The 17,178-nt window shown below is 72.6% G+C and carries 14 protein-coding genes; 5 read left to right on the forward strand and 9 right to left on the reverse strand.

From position 1 onward, the window contains the following. Positions 1–246 precede the first annotated feature (246 nt). The 5 genes from WME76_RS39160 to WME76_RS39180 all read right to left on the reverse strand — a co-directional run bounded on the left by WME76_RS39160 (position 247) and on the right by WME76_RS39180 (position 7,624). Positions 247–2,607, reverse strand: coding sequence for a heavy metal translocating P-type ATPase (locus tag WME76_RS39160; protein WP_437957255.1), 2,361 nt, complete (start codon positions 2,605–2,607; stop codon positions 247–249). 85 nt (positions 2,608–2,692) lie between these two features. After that, on the reverse strand, positions 2,693–4,096 hold the full coding sequence (locus WME76_RS39165; RefSeq protein ID WP_437957256.1) for a multicopper oxidase family protein: 1,404 nt from the start codon (positions 4,094–4,096) through the stop codon (positions 2,693–2,695). Between the two features lie 3 nt (positions 4,097–4,099). Then, positions 4,100–4,540, reverse strand: coding sequence for a hypothetical protein (locus tag WME76_RS39170; protein ID WP_437957257.1), 441 nt, complete (start codon positions 4,538–4,540; stop codon positions 4,100–4,102). Positions 4,541–4,715: 175 nt separating this feature from the next. Further along, complete coding sequence (locus WME76_RS39175; protein WP_437957258.1) at positions 4,716–6,131, reverse strand: sigma-54-dependent transcriptional regulator; 1,416 nt, start codon at positions 6,129–6,131, stop codon at positions 4,716–4,718. Further along, entirely contained in the window at positions 6,128–7,624 is a 1,497-nt protein-coding gene (locus WME76_RS39180) for a sensor histidine kinase (RefSeq protein ID WP_437957259.1), read from the reverse strand. Before WME76_RS39180 ends, WME76_RS39175 begins: the two co-directional genes overlap by 4 nt. 259 nt (positions 7,625–7,883) lie before the next feature. Here WME76_RS39180 and WME76_RS39185 point away from each other — a divergent pair, with 259 nt between their 5' ends. From WME76_RS39185 to WME76_RS39200, 4 genes are read left to right on the forward strand one after another with little or no spacing between them, the layout of a single operon-like run. Next, a complete protein-coding gene (locus tag WME76_RS39185; RefSeq protein WP_437957260.1) occupies positions 7,884–8,834 on the forward strand; it encodes a hypothetical protein in 951 nt (316 codons plus the stop codon). Next, the gene (locus WME76_RS39190) at positions 8,834–9,478 is read left to right on the forward strand and encodes a hypothetical protein (RefSeq protein ID WP_437957261.1); all 645 of its coding nucleotides are present in this window, start codon (positions 8,834–8,836) and stop codon (positions 9,476–9,478) included. The genes WME76_RS39185 and WME76_RS39190 overlap by 1 nt, the downstream gene beginning before the upstream one ends. Beyond that, entirely contained in the window at positions 9,475–10,650 is a 1,176-nt protein-coding gene (locus WME76_RS39195) for an efflux RND transporter periplasmic adaptor subunit (protein ID WP_437957262.1), read from the forward strand. Before WME76_RS39190 ends, WME76_RS39195 begins: the two co-directional genes overlap by 4 nt. Positions 10,651–10,658: 8 nt before the next feature. Further along, complete coding sequence (locus WME76_RS39200; RefSeq protein ID WP_437957263.1) at positions 10,659–13,823, forward strand: efflux RND transporter permease subunit; 3,165 nt, start codon at positions 10,659–10,661, stop codon at positions 13,821–13,823. A gap of 239 nt (positions 13,824–14,062) precedes the next feature. Here the strand turns inward: WME76_RS39200 and WME76_RS39205 are convergent, their stop codons facing one another. The 3 genes from WME76_RS39205 to WME76_RS39215 form a co-directional block, all read right to left on the reverse strand. Further along, positions 14,063–14,410: a four helix bundle protein gene (locus WME76_RS39205; RefSeq protein WP_437957264.1), complete on the reverse strand. Its 348-nt coding sequence runs from the start codon at positions 14,408–14,410 to the stop codon at positions 14,063–14,065. Between the two features lie 300 nt (positions 14,411–14,710). After that, entirely contained in the window at positions 14,711–15,238 is a 528-nt protein-coding gene (locus WME76_RS39210) for a hypothetical protein (RefSeq protein WP_437957265.1), read from the reverse strand. Continuing rightward, on the reverse strand, positions 15,235–15,480 hold the full coding sequence (locus tag WME76_RS39215; RefSeq protein ID WP_437957266.1) for a hypothetical protein: 246 nt from the start codon (positions 15,478–15,480) through the stop codon (positions 15,235–15,237). Before WME76_RS39215 ends, WME76_RS39210 begins: the two co-directional genes overlap by 4 nt. A gap of 113 nt (positions 15,481–15,593) precedes the next feature. Between WME76_RS39215 and WME76_RS39220 the strand changes: the two genes are divergently transcribed. Beyond that, on the forward strand, positions 15,594–16,163 hold the full coding sequence (locus WME76_RS39220; protein WP_437962206.1) for a TetR/AcrR family transcriptional regulator: 570 nt from the start codon (positions 15,594–15,596) through the stop codon (positions 16,161–16,163). Between the two features lie 35 nt (positions 16,164–16,198). Here the strand turns inward: WME76_RS39220 and WME76_RS39225 are convergent, their stop codons facing one another. Continuing rightward, positions 16,199–17,038: a class I SAM-dependent methyltransferase gene (locus tag WME76_RS39225; protein ID WP_437957267.1), complete on the reverse strand. Its 840-nt coding sequence runs from the start codon at positions 17,036–17,038 to the stop codon at positions 16,199–16,201. Between the last annotated feature and the right edge of the window lie 140 nt (positions 17,039–17,178).

The raw sequence follows: 17,178 nt of genomic DNA on the forward strand, positions 1-17,178 counted from the left end.
TCGACCGGAGGGGCGTCGGGCTGCGTCCCGGCCTGACCCTCGACGGCGTTGAGGAGCGCCTGAACTCGCTGGCCGCCGCTCTGGATGTTCATCTCCGTTCCATGATTGCAATTGGGTCGTGGTCGACCCGGCGACGCTGCCACGCCGGCTGGCCGCGGCGGGGTTCGTCGACATCGATGTCGACGTCAGGCCGCGCGTGGCGTTCAGGTTCCGCGCCCGGAAGCCCGCGCGGGTCTGACAGCACCTTCAGAGCTCGACCCGGCGCAGCCGGAGGGCATTGCCGATGACCGACACCGAGCTCAGGCTCATCGCGGCGCTGGCGATCATGGGGCTAAGGAGCAGCCCGAGGAAGGGATAGAGCACGCCCGCCGCGACCGGCACGCCGAGCGCGTTGTAGACGAACGCGAAGAAGAGGTTCTGCCGGATGTTGCGCATCGTCGCCCGGCTGAGCCTCCGGGCGCGCACGAGGCCGCGGAGATCGCCGCGCACCAGCGTGATCCCGGCGCTCTCGATGGCGACGTCGGTCCCGGTGCCCATGGCGACGCCGACGTGCGCCTGGGCGAGCGCGGGCGCGTCGTTGATGCCGTCCCCCGTCATCGCCACGATGCGGCCCTCGGCCTGGAGGCGCTTCACGACAGCGGCCTTCTGGTCGGGCAGCACCTCGGCCTCGACGTGCTCGATTCCGAGATTCCTGGCGACCGCCTCCGCCGTCGTGCGGCTGTCGCCGGTGAGCATGATCAGGTGGATGCCCTCCTGGCGGAGGAGGCGCACGGCCTCGGCGGTCGTGGCGCGCACGGGATCGGCCACGGCGACGATGCCGGCGGCCTTGCCGTCCACGGCCACGAGCATCGCCGTCTGGCCCTCTTGCCGGCGCTCCTCGGCGCGGCGCGGGAGATCGTCCGGCCCGACGCCGAGCTCCTCGAAGAGCTTGAGGTTGCCGAGCGCGACCGAGCGCCCGGCGACCGTGCCCACCACGCCCTTGCCCGTGATCGATCGGAACCCCTCGGCGGGCAGGAGCTCGAGCCCGCGCTCGAGCGCCCCGCCGACGATCGCGCTCGCGAGCGGGTGCTCGCTGCCGCGCTCCAGGCTCGCCGCGAGCCTCAGGATCTCGTTCGCCGGGAGGTCGCCCAGCGTCGCCACGGAGGCGAGCTTCGGCTTGCCCTCGGTGAGCGTGCCTGTCTTGTCGACGACCAGGGTGTCGACCTTCTCGAACGTCTCGAGCGCCTCCGCGTTCTTGATCAGGATGCCGGCCGTCGCGCCGCGCCCCGTCCCGACCATGATCGAGATCGGCGTGGCGAGGCCGAGCGCGCACGGGCACGCGATGATGAGCACCGCCACCGCGTTGACGAGCGCGTGCGAGAACCGCGGCTCCGGCCCGACGAGCAGCCAGACCACGAACGTGAGCGCCGCGATGGCGATCACGGCGGGCACGAAGTACGCGGCGACGGCGTCCGCGAGGCGCTGGATGGGGGCGCGGCTGCGCTGGGCCTCGCCCACCATCTGGACGATCCGGGCGAGCAGCGTGTCGCGCCCGACCCGATCGGCCCGCATCACGAAGCCGCCTGTGCCGTTGACGGTGCCGCCGACGACGCGGGCGCCGGGCGCCTTCTCCACCGGGATGGGCTCTCCCGTGACCATCGACTCGTCGACAGCGCTGCTCCCCTCGAGGACCTCGCCGTCGACAGGCACCTTCTCCCCCGGCCGCACGCGCAGCCGGTCGCCCGGCCGTACGAGCTCGAGAGACACGTCCTCTTCGCGGCCGTCCTCGCCGACGCGCCTTGCCGTCTTCGGGGCGAGGCCGAGGAGGGCCTTGAGCGCGCTGCTCGTCCGGCTGCGGGCGCGGAGCTCGAGGACCTGGCCGAGCAGCACGAGCGAGACGATGACGCTGGCCGCCTCGAAGTAGACAGGGACCGCGACGCCGTGGCGCAGCGCGTGGGGGAGGAGCCCCGGCGCCAGCGTCGCCACGACGCTGTAGGCGTACGCGGCGCCCGTGCCGATGGCGATCAGGGTGAACATGTTGAGGTGCCGGCGCTTGATCGAGGCCCAGCCGCGCTCGAAGAACGGGGCGCCGCACCAGAGCACCACGGGCGTCGCGAGGGCGAGCTCGATCCAGAGGAGCCAGCGGCCGAGGAGGTGATGCACCGGCTGGCCCGGGATCATCTCGGACATCCCCAGCACGAGGACGACGAGGCTCGGCGGGACGCTCACCCAGAAGCGCCGGGACATGTCCGCGAGCTCCGGGTTGGGCGCGTCCTCGAGCGTGACCGTGCGCGGCTCGAGGGCCATCCCGCAGATCGGGCAGGAGCCCGGCTCCGCGCGGACGACCTCGGGGTGCATCGGGCAGACGTACTCGACGCCCGTCGTCGACTGGACCGGTTCGACCGGCTTCGCCCCGCCGGGGGTCGGACCGGAGGGCGCGTACTTCTCCGGCTCCGCCTGGAACCTGGCGAGGCAGCGCTCGCTACAGAAGAAGTACGTCTGACCGCCGTGCTCGTGACGCCCCTTCGCCGTCGCCGGCGAGACGGTCATCCCGCAGACAGGGTCCTTCGTCCGCTCCAGGCCGGCGGGGTGACGGTGGCCATGCGCGTGGTGATGATCGTGGTTCATGATTCGGCTCCCTGTCCGCCGACGACCAACGCTCACACTTCTTACACCTCGGGCTGCGCCGGGCGCCTGACACTGGCAGCCGAGCTCAGTGGCTGACGATGATCTCGCCCATCATCCCTCGCTCGGCGTGCTCGAGGATGTGGCAGTGATACATCCAGTGGCCGGGCTCGTCGAAGCGGGCCACGACCGTGGTCGTCGACCTCTGGGGCAGGATCAGCGTGTCCTTGTTGGCGAGCGCCTCGTCGGCCACGGCGACGCCGTCCCTGGCCAGGACCTGGAAGAAGAAGCCGTGCAGATGGAACGGGTGGTCCATCTCTGCGTCGTTCTTCAGATCGAAGACGCGCGTCGCGCCGCGCTCCACGTGGATCGGCGGCACGTCCGGGTGGGTCTTGCCGTCGACAAGGAACTTGAGCTCTCGCTCGACGTACGCCTCGTCGAACGTGATCGTCGTGTCCGCCGCCCCTCCGGGCAGCCGCTCGATGGCAGGGCCCGAGTCCGGCAGCGCGCGTCCGGAGAGCGCGGGCCCCGCGCCGATGCGCACCGTGGCGAGCGGCACCGGATCGGCCAGGCCGGTGTGGTGCCCGCGCTCGTAAGGCTCGTTCGTCAGCGTGAGCTCCGTCCCCGGCTCGCCCTGGGCGATCAGCAGGACATCGTAGCGCTCGCCAGGCGCGACAAGGAGCTTCTCGGCGTCGTACGGCCTCGGGATCAGCCCGCCGTCGGTGCCGATGACCCGGAAGGTGTGACCGGGGAGCGCGAGGTGGAAGAACCGGCCGTTCGCCACGTTGACGATCCGGAGCCGCGTGAGCGCGCCCGGCTGCACGTCGAGCGCGGGCATCACCTTGCCGTTGACGAGCACGACATTGCCCTCACGGCCCATCATGATGAGCTCGTCGTCGATGTCGTCGTCGAAGCTCCCGTCTTCCTTGAGGAGCGCGTCGCTCAGCACGACGATCTTCTCGACGTCGGCCTGCGGCTCGCCCTCGCCGCGCACCCGGATCACGCCGAAGAGGCCCCTCCGGATCTGCTCCTCCTCCATCACGTGCGGGTGAAACCAGTAGAATCCCGCGTCCCGCAGCGTGAACTGGTAGGTGAAGGTGCCTCCGGGCGCGATCGGCTCCTGCACGGCCGGCGCGCCGTCCATCGCGTTGGGCAACCGGATGCCGTGCCAGTGGATCGTCGTCTCCTCCGGCAAGCTGTTCTTGAGGTGGACGACCAGCGTGTCGCCGACGTTCGCCTCGATCAGCGGTCCGGGGACCGCGCCGTTGTAGGCCAGGACCGTGGTGGTCTTGCCCTCGAGAAAGCTCTTCTCTGCCGCCCTGGCCTCGAGCTCGACCTCGACGATCCTGGGGTCAGGGTTGCTGTCGGGCGCGGCGGCGGGCTCGCCCCAGGCGTCGGGGGCGGGCGGCTCCTCGGCCCGCTCGGCCGCGCACCCGCTCGAGAGCAGCGCCAGCGAGACCACGCCCAGGAGGACCCGTGAACGCGCGCTCATGGCCTACTCTTCGTCCGTGGGGTTGCCGGACATCTCGTTCGAGTACTCGGAGTAGACCTCGCCGACCTTGCAGCGAAGCCGGTACGTGTACTCCATGTCCTCGGTCGCCTCGGGATCCATGTAGGCCTTCTTCGTGCCCGCGACGGTGAAGGCGACGGCGTAGTCGTTCATCGGGTCCTTGCGCTCGCCTTCGAACGCATCGCAGCCCTCCTGGGGCGTCCACTCGACGTGGAGCACGCCCGTCATCGGCATCACGAACGCGAGCACCGGCGCCTCGGGCGCCGCCGCCGCGGTCCCGCCGCCGCCCCCGCCGCTGGCTTCGGCGCTGCCGCCCTCGCCGCTCCCTCCCGCGCCACCGCCAGGGGAGCCTCCCGGCTCCGAGTCTCCGCAGGCGGCGACGGTGAGGCCCAGGACGGCGAGGCAGATGAGTCGAGAGAAGGTCATGGCTGAGTATCCTCCTTGGTCCCTGGTGTACCCCAAGTGTAACCTCTCTGGTCACAACGGCGATGGGGCGCGGGACGCCGCCGTATGCCTCTAGGCACCAGCGGGCCGCCCCGTGACGCGCGGACGGATCTTTTGACGCTCGCGACGCGCGCCGCGCCCGGCGGTGAATGCCCGCTCAGTTCTTCGATCCGTCCGTGCTTCGCCGCTCCTCGCGGAAGTCGTCGGCGGACAGGCCGCAGCGGCGGAGGAGGCGGTAGAAGCTCTCCCGCTCGACGCCGGCGTGCGCGGCGGCCTTCAGCACGTCGCCGCGGAAGCGGCGCATCACGGCCTCGAGGTAGCGCCGGTTCATCTCCTCGCGCGACGCGTCGACCGCCTCGCGGTACGAGAGCTGCGCGAGGTCCACGTCGCTCGAGCTCGTCAGCCGGAGCGGGCTCGCCCCCTGCACCTCGGACGGCAGCGACTCGAGGCGGATCTCGCGCGTCGTCTCGATGACCAGCGCCCGCTCGACGGCGCTCTTGAGCTCGCGCACGTTGCCAGGCCACCTGTACACCTGGAGCGCGCTCATCGCCGCCGCCGAGAACGCGGCCGCGGACGAGCGCGACTGCGGCGCCCGCTCGGCGAGGAACCGCTGCGCCAGGAGCGGGATGTCCTCCGGTCGCTCGCGCAGCGGGGGCAGCTCGACAACGCACACGTTGAGCCGGAACCACAGGTCCTCGCGGAAGGCGCCCGCCTTGACCAGGGCCCGGAGGTCGCGGTGCGTCGCGCTGATGAGCCGCACGTCGACCTTGCGCTCGCGCGACTCGCCGATCCGCCGCACCGCCCGCTCCTCGAGCACGCGCGTGAGCTTCGCCTGCACCGTCGGCCGGAGCTCGCCGATCTCGTCGAGGAACAGGGTGCTCGCGTGCGCCTCCTCGAAGAGCCCGGCGCGATCGGCGGCCGCGCCCGTGAACGAGCCGCGCGCGTGGCCGAAGAGCTCGCTCTCGATGAGCGAGCGGGGGATGGCCGCGCAGTTCACCGCGATGGGGCGGTGCGACGCGCGCGACGAGTGCTCGTGGATGGCGCGCGCCACGAGCTCTTTCCCGGTGCCCGTCTCGCCCAGGATGAGCACGGTCGCGTCCGTCGGCGCCACGCGCTCGATGAGCTGGTAGAGCGCCCGCATCGCGGGCGAGCGCCCCGTCATGCCCGCGAAGCCCTGCGCTTCCGGCGCGTCCTGCCCGACGTTCAGCACCGCGGCCTGCGCCATGGCCCGCTCGACCAGCGCGCGCAGCTCGTCCGGATCGAACGGCTTCGTCACGTAGTCATAGGCGCCCTCGCGCATCGCCTGGACGGCGGTCGGGACCGACGCATACGCGGTCATCAGGATGAACGGCACCCCGGGCCAGCGCGCGCGCACCGCGCGGAGCACCTCGAGCCCGTCCCCGTCGTTCATGCGCAGATCGCAGACGACCGTTGTGACCGGCTCGGTCTCAAGCACCTGGAGCGCCGTCCGCACGCCCCGCGCCGTCAGCACCCGGGCGCTCTTGCCGAGCACCTTGGACAGGAGCGCCAGCATGTTCGCCTTGTCGTCGACGACGAGCACTGTCGGCTTCATGCGCGCTCCTGGCTCTCCCTTGCGCCTTCGACGAGGACGCCCGGCAAGTCGATCACGAACCGGGACCCGCCCCCCGGCCGGGGCTCCGCCCGGATGCTCCCGCCGTGCGCGGTGACGAGACCATAGCAGACCGCGAGTCCGAGGCCGGTGCCGTCGCGGCGGGTCGTGAAGAACGGCTCGAAGAGGCGCTCGCGCGCCTCCTCGGGGATGCCGGCGCCCCGGTCGAGGATCTCGATCCGATAGCCGTCGTCCTGCTGCCTTCCGCGCACGACGATCTCGTCACCTCCCGACATCGCGCTGGTCGCCTCGCGCGCGTTGGTCACGAGGTTGACGATGACCTGCCGGATCCGGAGCGGATCCACCGTGATGAACGCCGGCTCGGCGTCCACGAGCAGGAGCTGCTCGCGCCGCCCCGGCCCGCCGTCGCAGTGCGAGGCCGCGTCCCGGAGCAGCTCCTCGGCCTGCACGGGGCGCGGCGACAGGACCGGCGAGCGCGCGTACATGAGCAGCTCCTCCGCGATCCGCTGGCAGGCCGCCGCCTCCTCGTCGAGGATCGAGAGCTCCTCGCGGAGCTCGGGCTTCTCCGCCTCCTTCGCCATCGTCTTCACGTAGCCGCGGATCACGGCGATGGGGTTGTTGATCTCGTGCGCCACGCCCGCGGCGACGCGGCCGATCGCCGCCAGCCGCTCCGAGGTGACCAGCTCGGCCTCGGTGCGCGAGAGCGCGTCCAGCATGCGGTTGAACGCGTCGGCGACCGCCGCGAGCTCCACGGCCGCGACCGGCTCGACGCGGGCGCTGCGATCGCCCGCGGTGACGCGCTCGGCGACGCGCTCGAGCGAGGAGAGCGGGGTGGAGAACGAGCGCCAGAGCTCGCGCCCGGCGATCAGGGCGAGCGCCGCGGCGAGGGCGCACACGGCCGTCGCGAGGAGCAGCGCGAACCGGATGAACTGCTCGGCCCGGCGCTCGGCGCCGAGGGCCCGCTCGTCGAAGTGGCGCGCCAGGCTGTCGGCGTGCTCGGTCATCCGGTCGACGAGCGCGTTGGCGCGGTCGTGCGCGTGGTGGACCTCGTGCCAGTCCTGCCGATCGATCGCGGGGAGGATCGCCGTGGAGAAGAGATGGCTGAGCTCGCGGCTCGCCTCGCCGATGTCGTCGAGCTTCGTGGCCGCCTCGGCGTCGAGGCCGGGCCGCAGCTCGGCGAGCTTCGCGCCGAGCTCGCTCACCCAGGCGTCGTGGTGCTCGACGTGCGAGCGGTCGCGCAGGATGATCGTGTGCGCCTCGTGGATGTACTGCTCGCGCGCGGTGACGCTGAGCAGCGCGGCCTGGCGGGAGGCCACCTCGAGGCCGTGCGCCTCCAGGATCGCGCGGCGCGACGCGAGCCCGGTGAGCACCGTGGCGATGCCGCTCGCGACGACCAGGGCGACGAGGAGGCTGATGACCAGGAGCAGCCGGCGGCGGAGCCGATAAAGGCGCTGCGGGGCGGGAGGCGGAGCCATGGACGGGGGCATCCTCGCAAGCCGCGTACCGGGGCTGCAAAGGGGCCGGCGAGCCGCCGAACAGGCGCGGGCGTGGTGATCGTCGACCCGGGGGAGGGGCGGTCTGTGACCGAGGCGGTCACACGATCGTGACCCTCGAGGTCACCGCGAGGACCAGGCGCCGCGCAGAAGCCCGGGATCTTCGCGCGCGGCAGCCTGGCGCGCTCGTTGCTCGGGGCCCTACTCTCCAGGGCAAGAACCTCGGTTCCAGGAAAGCACGATGCGCGAAATCCTTCTCTCTCTGCTCGTCTCGATCCCGCTTGTGGCCTGCTCCACCAAGGAGGCGCCTCGCCACGACCACGCCGCGGCCACGCCGACGCAGGCCCCGGCGGCGGCGCCGCAGGCCCACGACCACGCGGCGGCCCACGACCACGCGGCGGCCCACGACAACGCCGCGAGCACGGCGGGCACGCGCCCTCACGCGGATCACGACCCGCGCCACGGAGGCCTGGTCACGATGGAGGGCGACAACCACGTCGAGGTGGTGGTCGGGGCCGACGGCGCCATCGACCTCTACGCCAGCGACGCGGTCCGGACGCCGATCCCGCCGAAGGACGTCACCGGCACCATCACGATCGAGCCCAGGGGCAAGGGCCAGAAGCAGACCCTGACGCTCGCCCCGAACGAGGCGAAGGGCTCGCTGTCGGCGAAGGGCCCGGCGCCGGACAAGGCGGATTACACGTGGGACCTGAAGGTCCGCGGCGCGCCGATGAAGATGACGCTCACGGTGCCGGCCGGGGGGACGGCGTCCCTCGTCGACGCGCCGGCCGCGCACCCGGCCGGAGAGCACGCCCACGGCTCGCCCCACGGCGGCGTCGTCCAGTCGCTCGCGGACGGCCACGTCGAGGTGAAGCTCGAGAAGACCGGCGACATCACGGTCTGGATGCTGGACGCGGCCGAGAAGCCTCGCTCCGCGAAGGGCGTCAAGGCGACCCTGCGCCCCGTCGTCGCGGGGTCGAAGGAGGCCGCGCTCGCTTACGACGAGAAGGCCGACGTCCTGCGGGGCAAGATCGACCCGCTCCAGCAGGCCCACGTGGACGGGGTGCTCAGCATCACGCCGGCCGGCGGGGCCGCGACGTCGATCCGGTTCGCGTTCCACCTCGAGGGCCACGCGGCCGGGCACGACGGCCATGGGCACGACGGGCACGGGCACGACGGGCACGGGCACTGATGACGCACGAGAGGCACCTCGCCTGGGCCGCGGCGCTCGCGATCCTCGCGGCGGCCCCGCGCGCCGCGGCGCACGGCGGCGAGGACCACGCGGCGCCCGCCAAGCCGAGCGCCGCGAGCACCGCGACGGAGCACGTCGTGTCCGGGGAGACCGCGATGTTCTCGGTGGTGATCAAGTACCCGGCGAGGAAGGCGGAGGGGCCGCTGCCCGCGCGCGTCTACGTCGCCCGGGCCGACTCCAGCGCGCCGGTCGCGGACGCGCGCGTGCGGATCGAGCTGAAGGGGGGGCTGACCTTCGCCGCGGACGCGGGGAAGACGGCGTCCGCCGGCGTCTATGACGTCGCGCTCCCCGCGGCTCCGGAAGGGGCGACCGCCAACGGGGTCGTCTCGGTCGAGGCCGGGGACGACTTCGACCTCGTGCTCGTCGGCGACCTCCGCTTCGGCGCCGTCGCGCCCGCAGCGCCGCCGCCCGGGATGACGCCGGCGCGGGAGGTGCCCGTCGGCGGTCTGGCGGCCGCGGCGGGGGCGCTCGCCGTGCTCAGCGGCGGGATCGGGTACGCGCTCGGGCGGCGCGCGCGGCGGAAGCCGCCTGCGCCCACCCGGCCCCCCGAGGACCGCTCCGCGCTCCCGCAGGTGGCCTCGTGAGCCGCGCCCGACCCCTCGCCATCACCGCGCTCGCCGTCGCCTCGGCCGTCGCGGTCACGGGCCTCGAGGAGCGCGCCGGCGCGCACGGCGGCGAGGACCACGGCGCGCCCGCGAGGCCCGCGGCCAGCGCCGCGGCGGACCCGAACGTGGCCCGCGTGCCGATCGAGACGCAGTTCCTCCTCGGCCTGCGCACCGAGCGCGCGCGCCGCGGCGTGCTGGCCACGAGCCTCGGGCAGATCGGCACGGTGGTCGCGCGCCCCGCGGGCGAGCTCGCCGTCGTGGCGCCGACGTCCGGCCGCCTCCTCCCGCCCGAGGGCGGGTTCCTCCGGCTCGGCGACGAGGTGAAGAAGGGCCAGCTCCTCGGGACGCTCCGGCCGAGCCTGGGCGGCGCGGAGAGCGCGCAGCTCGGGCTGTCGCGCAGCGACGCCGCCTCCCGGGTCGCCGCGGCCGAGGCGCGGCTCGCCCTGGCCGAGCGCGAGCTCGCGCGGCGGCGCGCGCTCACGGGGATCGTCGCCGCAAAGGACGTCGAGGCCGCCGCGACCGAGGTGGAGATCGTCCGGGCCGAGGTCGCGCGCGCCCGCGCGGACGTCGGGGTGCTCGCGGGCGGGGCGGGCGCGCAGCGGCTCAGCGCGACGATCGACGGGACGGTGGTCTCCGGCCGGGTGAGCCCGGGCGCCCAGGTCGCGGAGGGGACCGAGCTCTGGCGCATCGTCGACCTCGCGGCGCTCTGGGTCGACGTGCGCATCCCGGAGGCGGACGCCGCGCGCCTCGCGGGCGATCGCGCCGAGGTGGCGCTCGTCACGGATCCCGCGGCGCGCTTCGAGGCCCGGCGCCTCGCCGTCGCGTCGCTGGTCGACCCGGCGACCCGCACCGTCCAGGCGCTCTTCGAGTTCGACAACAGGGACCGGCGCGCGCGGGTCGGCGCGCTCGTCCACATCGGCCTGGCCGGGAGCGCGCCCGTCGAGAGCGTCGTCGTCCCGGCGTCGGCGCTGCTCGATCGCAGCGGCACGCCCACGATCGTCGTGAAGACCGGCCCCGAGACGTTCGAGCTGCGCGCGGCCGCGGTCGGGCCGAAGTCGGCCGGCGCGGTCGGGATCACGGCGGGCGTGGCGGCGGGAGAGCGCGTGGTCGTCGACGGCGCGATGGCCGTCGTCCTCGCCGCCGGGGGCTAGCAGGGACGATGTTCGACGCGCTGATCCGCTTCTCGCTCCGGAACCGCCTCTTCGTCCTCGCCGCGGCGGCGCTGGTGCTCGTCTACGGGACGTACTCGCTCCTGAAGCTGCCGATCGACGTCTTTCCCGACCTGAACCGGCCGACGGTCACGCTCATGACCGAGGCCCCCGGCCTCGCGCCCGAGGAGGTGGAGACGCTGGTCACGGTGCCGCTCGAGCGGGTGATGAACGGCGCCCCGGGCGTCGAGCGCGTGCGCTCCACCTCGGGCGTCGGCCTGAGCGTCGTGTACGTCGAGTTCGACTGGTCCACGGACATCTACCGCGACCGGCAGCTCGTGGCCGAGCGCCTCGCCACGGTGACGGAGCAGCTCCCGGACGGCATCACGCCGCAGATGGGGCCCGTCGCCTCCATCATGGGGGAGATCCTGCTGATCGGCGTCCAGGGCGAGGGGGTCTCGCCCATGACGCTCCGGACCCAGGCCGACTGGGTGATCCGGCCGAGGCTGCTCACGATCCCCGGGGTCGCGCAGGTGATCCCGATCGGCGGCGAGGTGCGGCAGATCCAGGTCACCGTCGATCCGGCCAGGCTCGCGGCGGCGGCGGTGTCGCTCGAGGAGATCTCGCGCGCCCTCGCGGGCGCGAACGCCAACGCGACCGGCGGGTACGTCGACCGGCGGGGCATGGAGTTCCTCGTGCGCACGCTCGGCCGCGCCCGGACCGAGGCGGACATCGCCGCCACCGTGATCGCCGTGCGGAGCGGGACGCCGGTGACCCTGGCGCAGGTCGCGACGGTGCAGGAGGCCGCGCGCGTCAAGCGCGGCGACGGGTCGATCGACGGCAAGCCCGCGGTGATCCTCTCGGTGCAGAAGCAGCCGGGCGCCGACACCGTCGCGCTCACCGCGAGCATCGACAGGGCGGTGGCCGAGCTGCAGCGGTCGATGCCCGCGGGCGTCACCGTCAACCCGCGCCTGTTCCGGCAGGCGACCTTCATCGAGAGCGCGGTCCACAACGTGGTCGAGGCGCTGCGCGACGGCGCGATCCTCGTCGCGATCGTCCTGTTCCTGTTCCTGCTGAACTTCCGGACGACCGCGATCACGCTGACCGCCATCCCGCTCTCGTTCATCGTGAGCGCGCTCGTGTTCCGGGCCTTCGATCTGTCGGTCAACACGATGACGCTCGGGGGGCTCGCCGTGGCGATCGGCGAGCTCGTCGACGACGCCATCGTCGACGTGGAGAACGTGTTCCGGCGCCTGCGCGAGAACCGGGCGCTCGCGTCCCCGCGGCCGGCGATCGACGTCATCCGCGACGCGTCGACCGAGGTCCGCAGCTCCATCGTGTTCGCGACGATCCTCGTGGTCCTTGTGTTCGTCCCCCTGTTCGCCATGAGCGGGATCGAGGGGCGGCTCTTCGCCCCGCTCGGGATCGCCTACATCGTGTCGATCCTTGCGTCGCTCGTTGTATCCCTGACGGTCACTCCAGCGCTCTGCTCGTATCTGTTGCCGTCCATGAAGCGGATGAGCCACGAGGACGGCTGGCTGGTGCGCAAGCTCAAGGCCGCGGACCGGCGCGTGCTCGGGGTGGCGCTGCGGCGCCCTGGGGCCGTCATGGCGGCCGCGGGCGCGCTGGTCCTCGCCGCGGCGGCGGCGGTGCCGTTCCTTGGAGGCGAGTTCCTCCCGCCGTTCAACGAGGGGACGCTCACGGTCAACGTCATCGCCAGGCCGGGCACGTCGCTCGCGGAGTCGAGCCGCCTCGGTACGCTCGCCGAGGAGCTGATCCACGAGGTCCCCGAGGTCGTCTCGACGGGGCGGCGGACGGGCAGGGCCGAGCTCGACGAGCACGCGGAGGGGGTCCACTACTCGGAGATCGACGTCGATCTCAGGGAGTCCGACCGGGAGCGCGAGGTGATCCTCGGCGACATCCGCGGCCAGCTCGACAAGATCCCGGGCGTGGCGGTCAACGTGGGTCAGCCGATCTCGCACCGGCTCGACCACCTGCTCTCGGGCGTCCGCGCGCAGGTCGCGGTGAAGATCTTCGGCGAGGATCTCGGCGAGCTGCGGCGCCTCGGCAAGGCGGCGCACGGCGCGATGCAGGGCATCGAGGGGGTGAAGGATCTCCAGATCGAGCAGCAGGTGCTGATCCCGCAGATCGCCATCCAGGTGAACCGGGAGCGCGCGGCGCAGCTCGGCGTCAACGCGGGCCAGCTCGCCGAGCTGCTCGAGCTGGCGCTCGCGGGCGGAACGGTCACGCAGATCCTGGAGGGCCAGCGGACCATCGATGTGGTCCTGCGGTACCCGCCGGAGCTCCGCGAGGACATCGACGCCCTGCGGCGCACGCTCGTCGACACGCCGAGCGGCGCGAAGGTCCCGCTCTCGCAGCTCGCCGACGTGACGGAGAGCATGGGGCCCAACCAGATCAGCCGCGACGACACGCAGCGGCGCATCGTTGTCTCGGCCAACGTGGCCGGGCGCGATCTGGAGCAGGTCGTGAGCAATATCCAGCGCGCCGTGGACGCGATCCCGAAGCCGCCGGGCTACTACGCGACGTACGGGGGGCAGTTCGAGAGCCAGCGGTCGGCGTCGCGGCTCATCGGGCTCCTCTCGATCGCGAGCCTCGCCGGGATGCTCGTCGTCCTCTACTCGCAGTTCCGCTCGTGGGCGGTGGCGCTCCAGATCCTCCTGAACATCCCGCTCGCGCTGGTCGGCTCGGTGGTTGCCGTGGTCCTGACCGGCGGAGTCCTGTCGGTGGCGACGCTCGTCGGGTTCATCACGCTCTGCGGGATCGCCGCGCGCAACGGGATCATGATGATCTCGCACTACATCCACCTCATGAAGGAAGAGGGGGAGTCGTTCGGCGAGGCGATGATCGTCCGCGGCTCGCTGGAGCGCCTCGTCCCGGTGCTGATGACGGCGCTCACGGCCGCGCTGGCGCTCGTGCCGATCGCGCTGTCCAGGGGCGAGCCGGGCAAGGAGATCCTGCAGCCCGTGGCGGTGGTGATCCTCGGCGGCCTGCTGTCGTCGACGCTGCTCGACATCGTGGTCACGCCGGCGGTGTTCCTGAAGTTCGGCCGCGCCTCGGCCGAGCGGCTGGCGCGGGCACCGAGCGAGGGCGGGGCGGGCGCGGGGGAAGGCGGGGTCTGCGCGGGAGCGCCGAGCGCGCGGCTGCTCGGCTCGTGAGCCCGAGGCGCACAGCGTTGGGTAAGAGCACCTGCTGACGAACCCGGCCGCCGAGCGGATAGCATCATCGTACTCTTCCGTCGCCGCCCCGTCCCCGCTCCGTCGCCGCTCCGTCCCCGTCCCCCGTCTCCCGTCTCCCCTCTCCCGTCTCCCGTCTCCCGTCCCCGTCCTCGTCTGGCGTGCGCGTGCGCGTGCGCGTGCGCGTGCGCGTGCGCGTGCGCGGTTATTCCTCCATGCGCTCACCCGCGACACATTCTCGTGAGCATGGCGACGATTCGAGCCAGCAAGCTCTTTGCGTTCTCCGCATCTTCCGACAGCAGGAAGCCCGCCACACGGCAGACATCTACCAGGGCGCCGCATTCCATGGCGGATCCACGGGCGATTGCGTAGAATCGTGCTCGGTCAGCGGTAGCCGGTTTTCCCGAGCCTTCTGCAATGTTGAGTGGCACCGACATGGCTGCGCGTTTGAGTTGATCACGGAGCTCCCGCTCTCCCCGAGGTAGACGCGCGACGAGACGAAGCGCGACCGTCAGGAACTCGATGGAGCGGTGGTAGACATCCAGGTTTTCGTGATCGAGGAGAGCCATGCTCTGGAGGTCGTCGCAAGAGCGGGCTCAGTTGCGAGGAGAGGGATGACTCCGGGCTGAACCGGGAACGAATCGAGCGAGAACGCGCACGCGCACGCGCACGAGCACGCCAGACGAGGACGGGGATCGGGGACGGGAGACGGGAGAGGGGAGACGGGAGAGGGGAGACGGGAGAGGGGAGACGGGAGAGGGGAGACGGGAGAGGGGAGACGGGAGAGGGGAGACGGGAGAGGGGAGACGAGGACGGCAGGCGGGAACGGGAGCGTTGGTGGCGCAGGCAGCCATCGCGACTCGCCGCGGCTACGGCGCGAGCGCCGCCCGCGGCGTCTGATGCTCACGCCGCCCGTAGGGGGTCACGCCTCTCGGCTTGTACACCGAGAGCGCCGTGGCCACGAGCAGCACCGCCACGGCGGCTGCCGCGTCGGCCACGAGCTGGATCCGCAGGCGGCGAAGATCGCCACCGGACAGCGCCGCCTCGGCCGCGGCGCTCGCCACGACCTGGATCGGCCGCGTGTGGAGCAGCAGGACGCCCGTGGCAACGACGGTCAGCAGGAGCTTGAACACGACCCAGTAGTGCCGGAGCAGGCCCCATGGAGTGCCCAGCGACTGGACGAGCCCGGTGATCAGCGAGGCGAGGCTGAACGGGACGATGACGGACCACGTGATCAGATCCATCGCGACATAGGCTCCGCGCACCGTCGGAGCATCCCCGCGGGTCACACCGGCGATCGCGAGCGCGAGGAAGGCCGCGACCGAGCCGAGCCAGCCGACCGAGGACGTGACATGCGCGGTGAGCGCGAGCTTCCGGAGCGGGGGTGTCATCGTCATCCGTGCCCCCCTTCCAGGGGCGCAGGGCCGCGATGACCGAACGGCGCGTCGCCGCCGAGGCCGCCGACCGGCGTGTGGCTACCAGGACCACCAAGGCTCCTGCCGGTGAGGTGCAGGGCGAGCCACAGCACGACCAGGACGACGACGACGGCCGCGAACGCCTTCACCCAGCGCGGGGTAGGAGGGGTCGACCCGCGGTCGAGCCCCAGGCCGGCTTCGGGAAAACGGGACGGGTCAGCCATGTGCACCTCCTCGGTCGAGCGCCCCTGTCAGCGGCTCGTCCCGGACTTTATCAATACACTCTGTCTCTGTCAAATCACTCTGTATGCATGGCGTCGTCGTGTACACTTCGGGGGTGCCGAAGCTGTGGAACGAGACGATCGAGGCGCACCGCCGCGCGGTGCACGACGCGATCCTGGACACCACCGCGGCGCTGGTCGCCGAGCACGGGCTTTCGTCGGTGACGATGTCGCAGATCGCCGAGGCGACCGGCATCGGGCGCGCGACGCTGTACAAGTACTTCGCCGACGTGGAGGCGATCCTGGTGGCCTGGCACGAGCGGCAGATCGCCGGCCACCTCGAGCACCTCGCGGCCGTCCGGGACCGGGCGGGCGACCCGGGCGCGCGGCTCGAGGCCGTGCTCGAGGCGTTCGCGCTCATCGCCCATGAGCACCCCACCACCGAGCTCTCGGCGCTCTTGCACCGCGGGGAGCACGTCGCGCGCGCGCAGCAGCACCTCCGCGACTTCATCCGCGACCTGATCGCGGACGGCGCGGAGGCCGGCGCCTTCAGGGACGACATCGCGCCGGACGAGCTCGCGCAGTACTGCCTCCACGCCCTGACCGCAGCCGGCAGCCTGCCGTCCAAGGCTGCCGTCCGCCGGCTCGTCGCGGTCACGCTGGCGGGGTTGCGCCCCGCGCGCTGAGCCGTCCCGAGGCCGCCAGGGCGGAGGCGCGCGCCTCAGCGCTCCGCGCCGCGCCCGGGAGGCTTCCTGGCGATCGCAACCAGCGCGTTGGTCTCGGCGCTGAGCGCGTTGCGCGCGCGGAGCGGGGCGAGCGTGTCGCGCTGGACGGCCTCCAGCGCGCCGGGATCGAGCTTGTCGATCGTGCCGCGATAGCCCGATCCGAGGGCGATGACCCACCAGTCGTCCGGCGAGGTGAGGGGCTGACTGGAGTGCTCGGCCTCGATGACGCAGGCCGCAACGCCGGCCTCTGCGAGCATGGAGCGGAGGGCGTCCGGGGTGTCGATGCGCTCCCACGGCCGGAAGGTCTTGTAGACATCGGGGCGATGGGCCTGGATCGCGGCCCAGAAGGCGGTGTTGCCGGGCTCGAGCACGTTCTGTCCCCAGGTGGTGATGGCGAGCGTGCCGCCGGGCTTCAGCCATCGCCAGAGCCGGCGCACGGCGGCGGGCATGTCCGGCATGAAGAAGATGCCGAAGACGCAGACGATGGCGTCGAAGCTCCCGGGCGGCAGGTCGAGGGCCTCGACGTCGGCGCAGCGGAAGTCGAGGTTCGTGAGCCCCAGGGCGCGGGCCTTGGCGCGCCCGCGGTCGAGCAAGGCATCGGCGAGATCCACGGCGAGCACCGAGCCGGTGGGCCCGACGGCGCGCGCGGCGGGGATGGCGGACGCGCCGGTGCCGGAGCAGACGTCGAGGACGCGGTGGCCGGGCCGGAGGCCGGCGCGCTCGACGGTGCGCTCCCCGATGCGGGCCCAGAAGGCGAGCGGCGGGTCGTCGAAGTGATCCGCCGCGGCGGAGTACGTGACGGCGGTGCGTGCCTTGTCGGGATCGAGCTGGTTCATGGTCTCCCCTGGGTCTGGAGGGTCGCAGGGCGCGCGCGGATGCGCTCCCGACGGCCGGTCCGCGGTCCGAAGGCCGGCTCTCCGCCGAGCAGACGCGCCCCCCGGGGCGCCATTACAGCCGCCAGGGGGGGTGGCGCCTG

This window comes from Sorangium sp. So ce119 (assembly GCF_051524405.1).
Taxonomy (GTDB): Bacteria; Myxococcota_A; Polyangia; order Polyangiales; family Polyangiaceae; genus Sorangium; species Sorangium cellulosum_G.

Excerpts from the sequence above, each read along its gene's own strand:
- WME76_RS39200 (WP_437957263.1), top strand. The coding sequence starts at position 10,659 with ATGTTCGACGCGCTGATCCGCTTCTCGCTCCGGAACCGCCTCTTCGTC.
- WME76_RS39185 (WP_437957260.1), top strand. The coding sequence starts at position 7,884 with ATGCGCGAAATCCTTCTCTCTCTGCTCGTCTCGATCCCGCTTGTGGCC.
- WME76_RS39190 (WP_437957261.1), top strand. The coding sequence starts at position 8,834 with ATGACGCACGAGAGGCACCTCGCCTGGGCCGCGGCGCTCGCGATCCTC.
- WME76_RS39175 (WP_437957258.1), bottom strand. The coding sequence starts at position 6,131 with ATGAAGCCGACAGTGCTCGTCGTCGACGACAAGGCGAACATGCTGGCG.
- WME76_RS39225 (WP_437957267.1), bottom strand. The coding sequence starts at position 17,038 with ATGAACCAGCTCGATCCCGACAAGGCACGCACCGCCGTCACGTACTCC.
- WME76_RS39165 (WP_437957256.1), bottom strand. The coding sequence starts at position 4,096 with ATGAGCGCGCGTTCACGGGTCCTCCTGGGCGTGGTCTCGCTGGCGCTG.
- WME76_RS39160 (WP_437957255.1), bottom strand. The coding sequence starts at position 2,607 with ATGAACCACGATCATCACCACGCGCATGGCCACCGTCACCCCGCCGGC.
- WME76_RS39215 (WP_437957266.1), bottom strand. The coding sequence starts at position 15,480 with ATGGCTGACCCGTCCCGTTTTCCCGAAGCCGGCCTGGGGCTCGACCGC.
- WME76_RS39180 (WP_437957259.1), bottom strand. The coding sequence starts at position 7,624 with ATGGCTCCGCCTCCCGCCCCGCAGCGCCTTTATCGGCTCCGCCGCCGG.
- WME76_RS39210 (WP_437957265.1), bottom strand. The coding sequence starts at position 15,238 with ATGACGATGACACCCCCGCTCCGGAAGCTCGCGCTCACCGCGCATGTC.
- WME76_RS39170 (WP_437957257.1), bottom strand. The coding sequence starts at position 4,540 with ATGACCTTCTCTCGACTCATCTGCCTCGCCGTCCTGGGCCTCACCGTC.
- WME76_RS39205 (WP_437957264.1), bottom strand. The coding sequence starts at position 14,410 with ATGGCTCTCCTCGATCACGAAAACCTGGATGTCTACCACCGCTCCATC.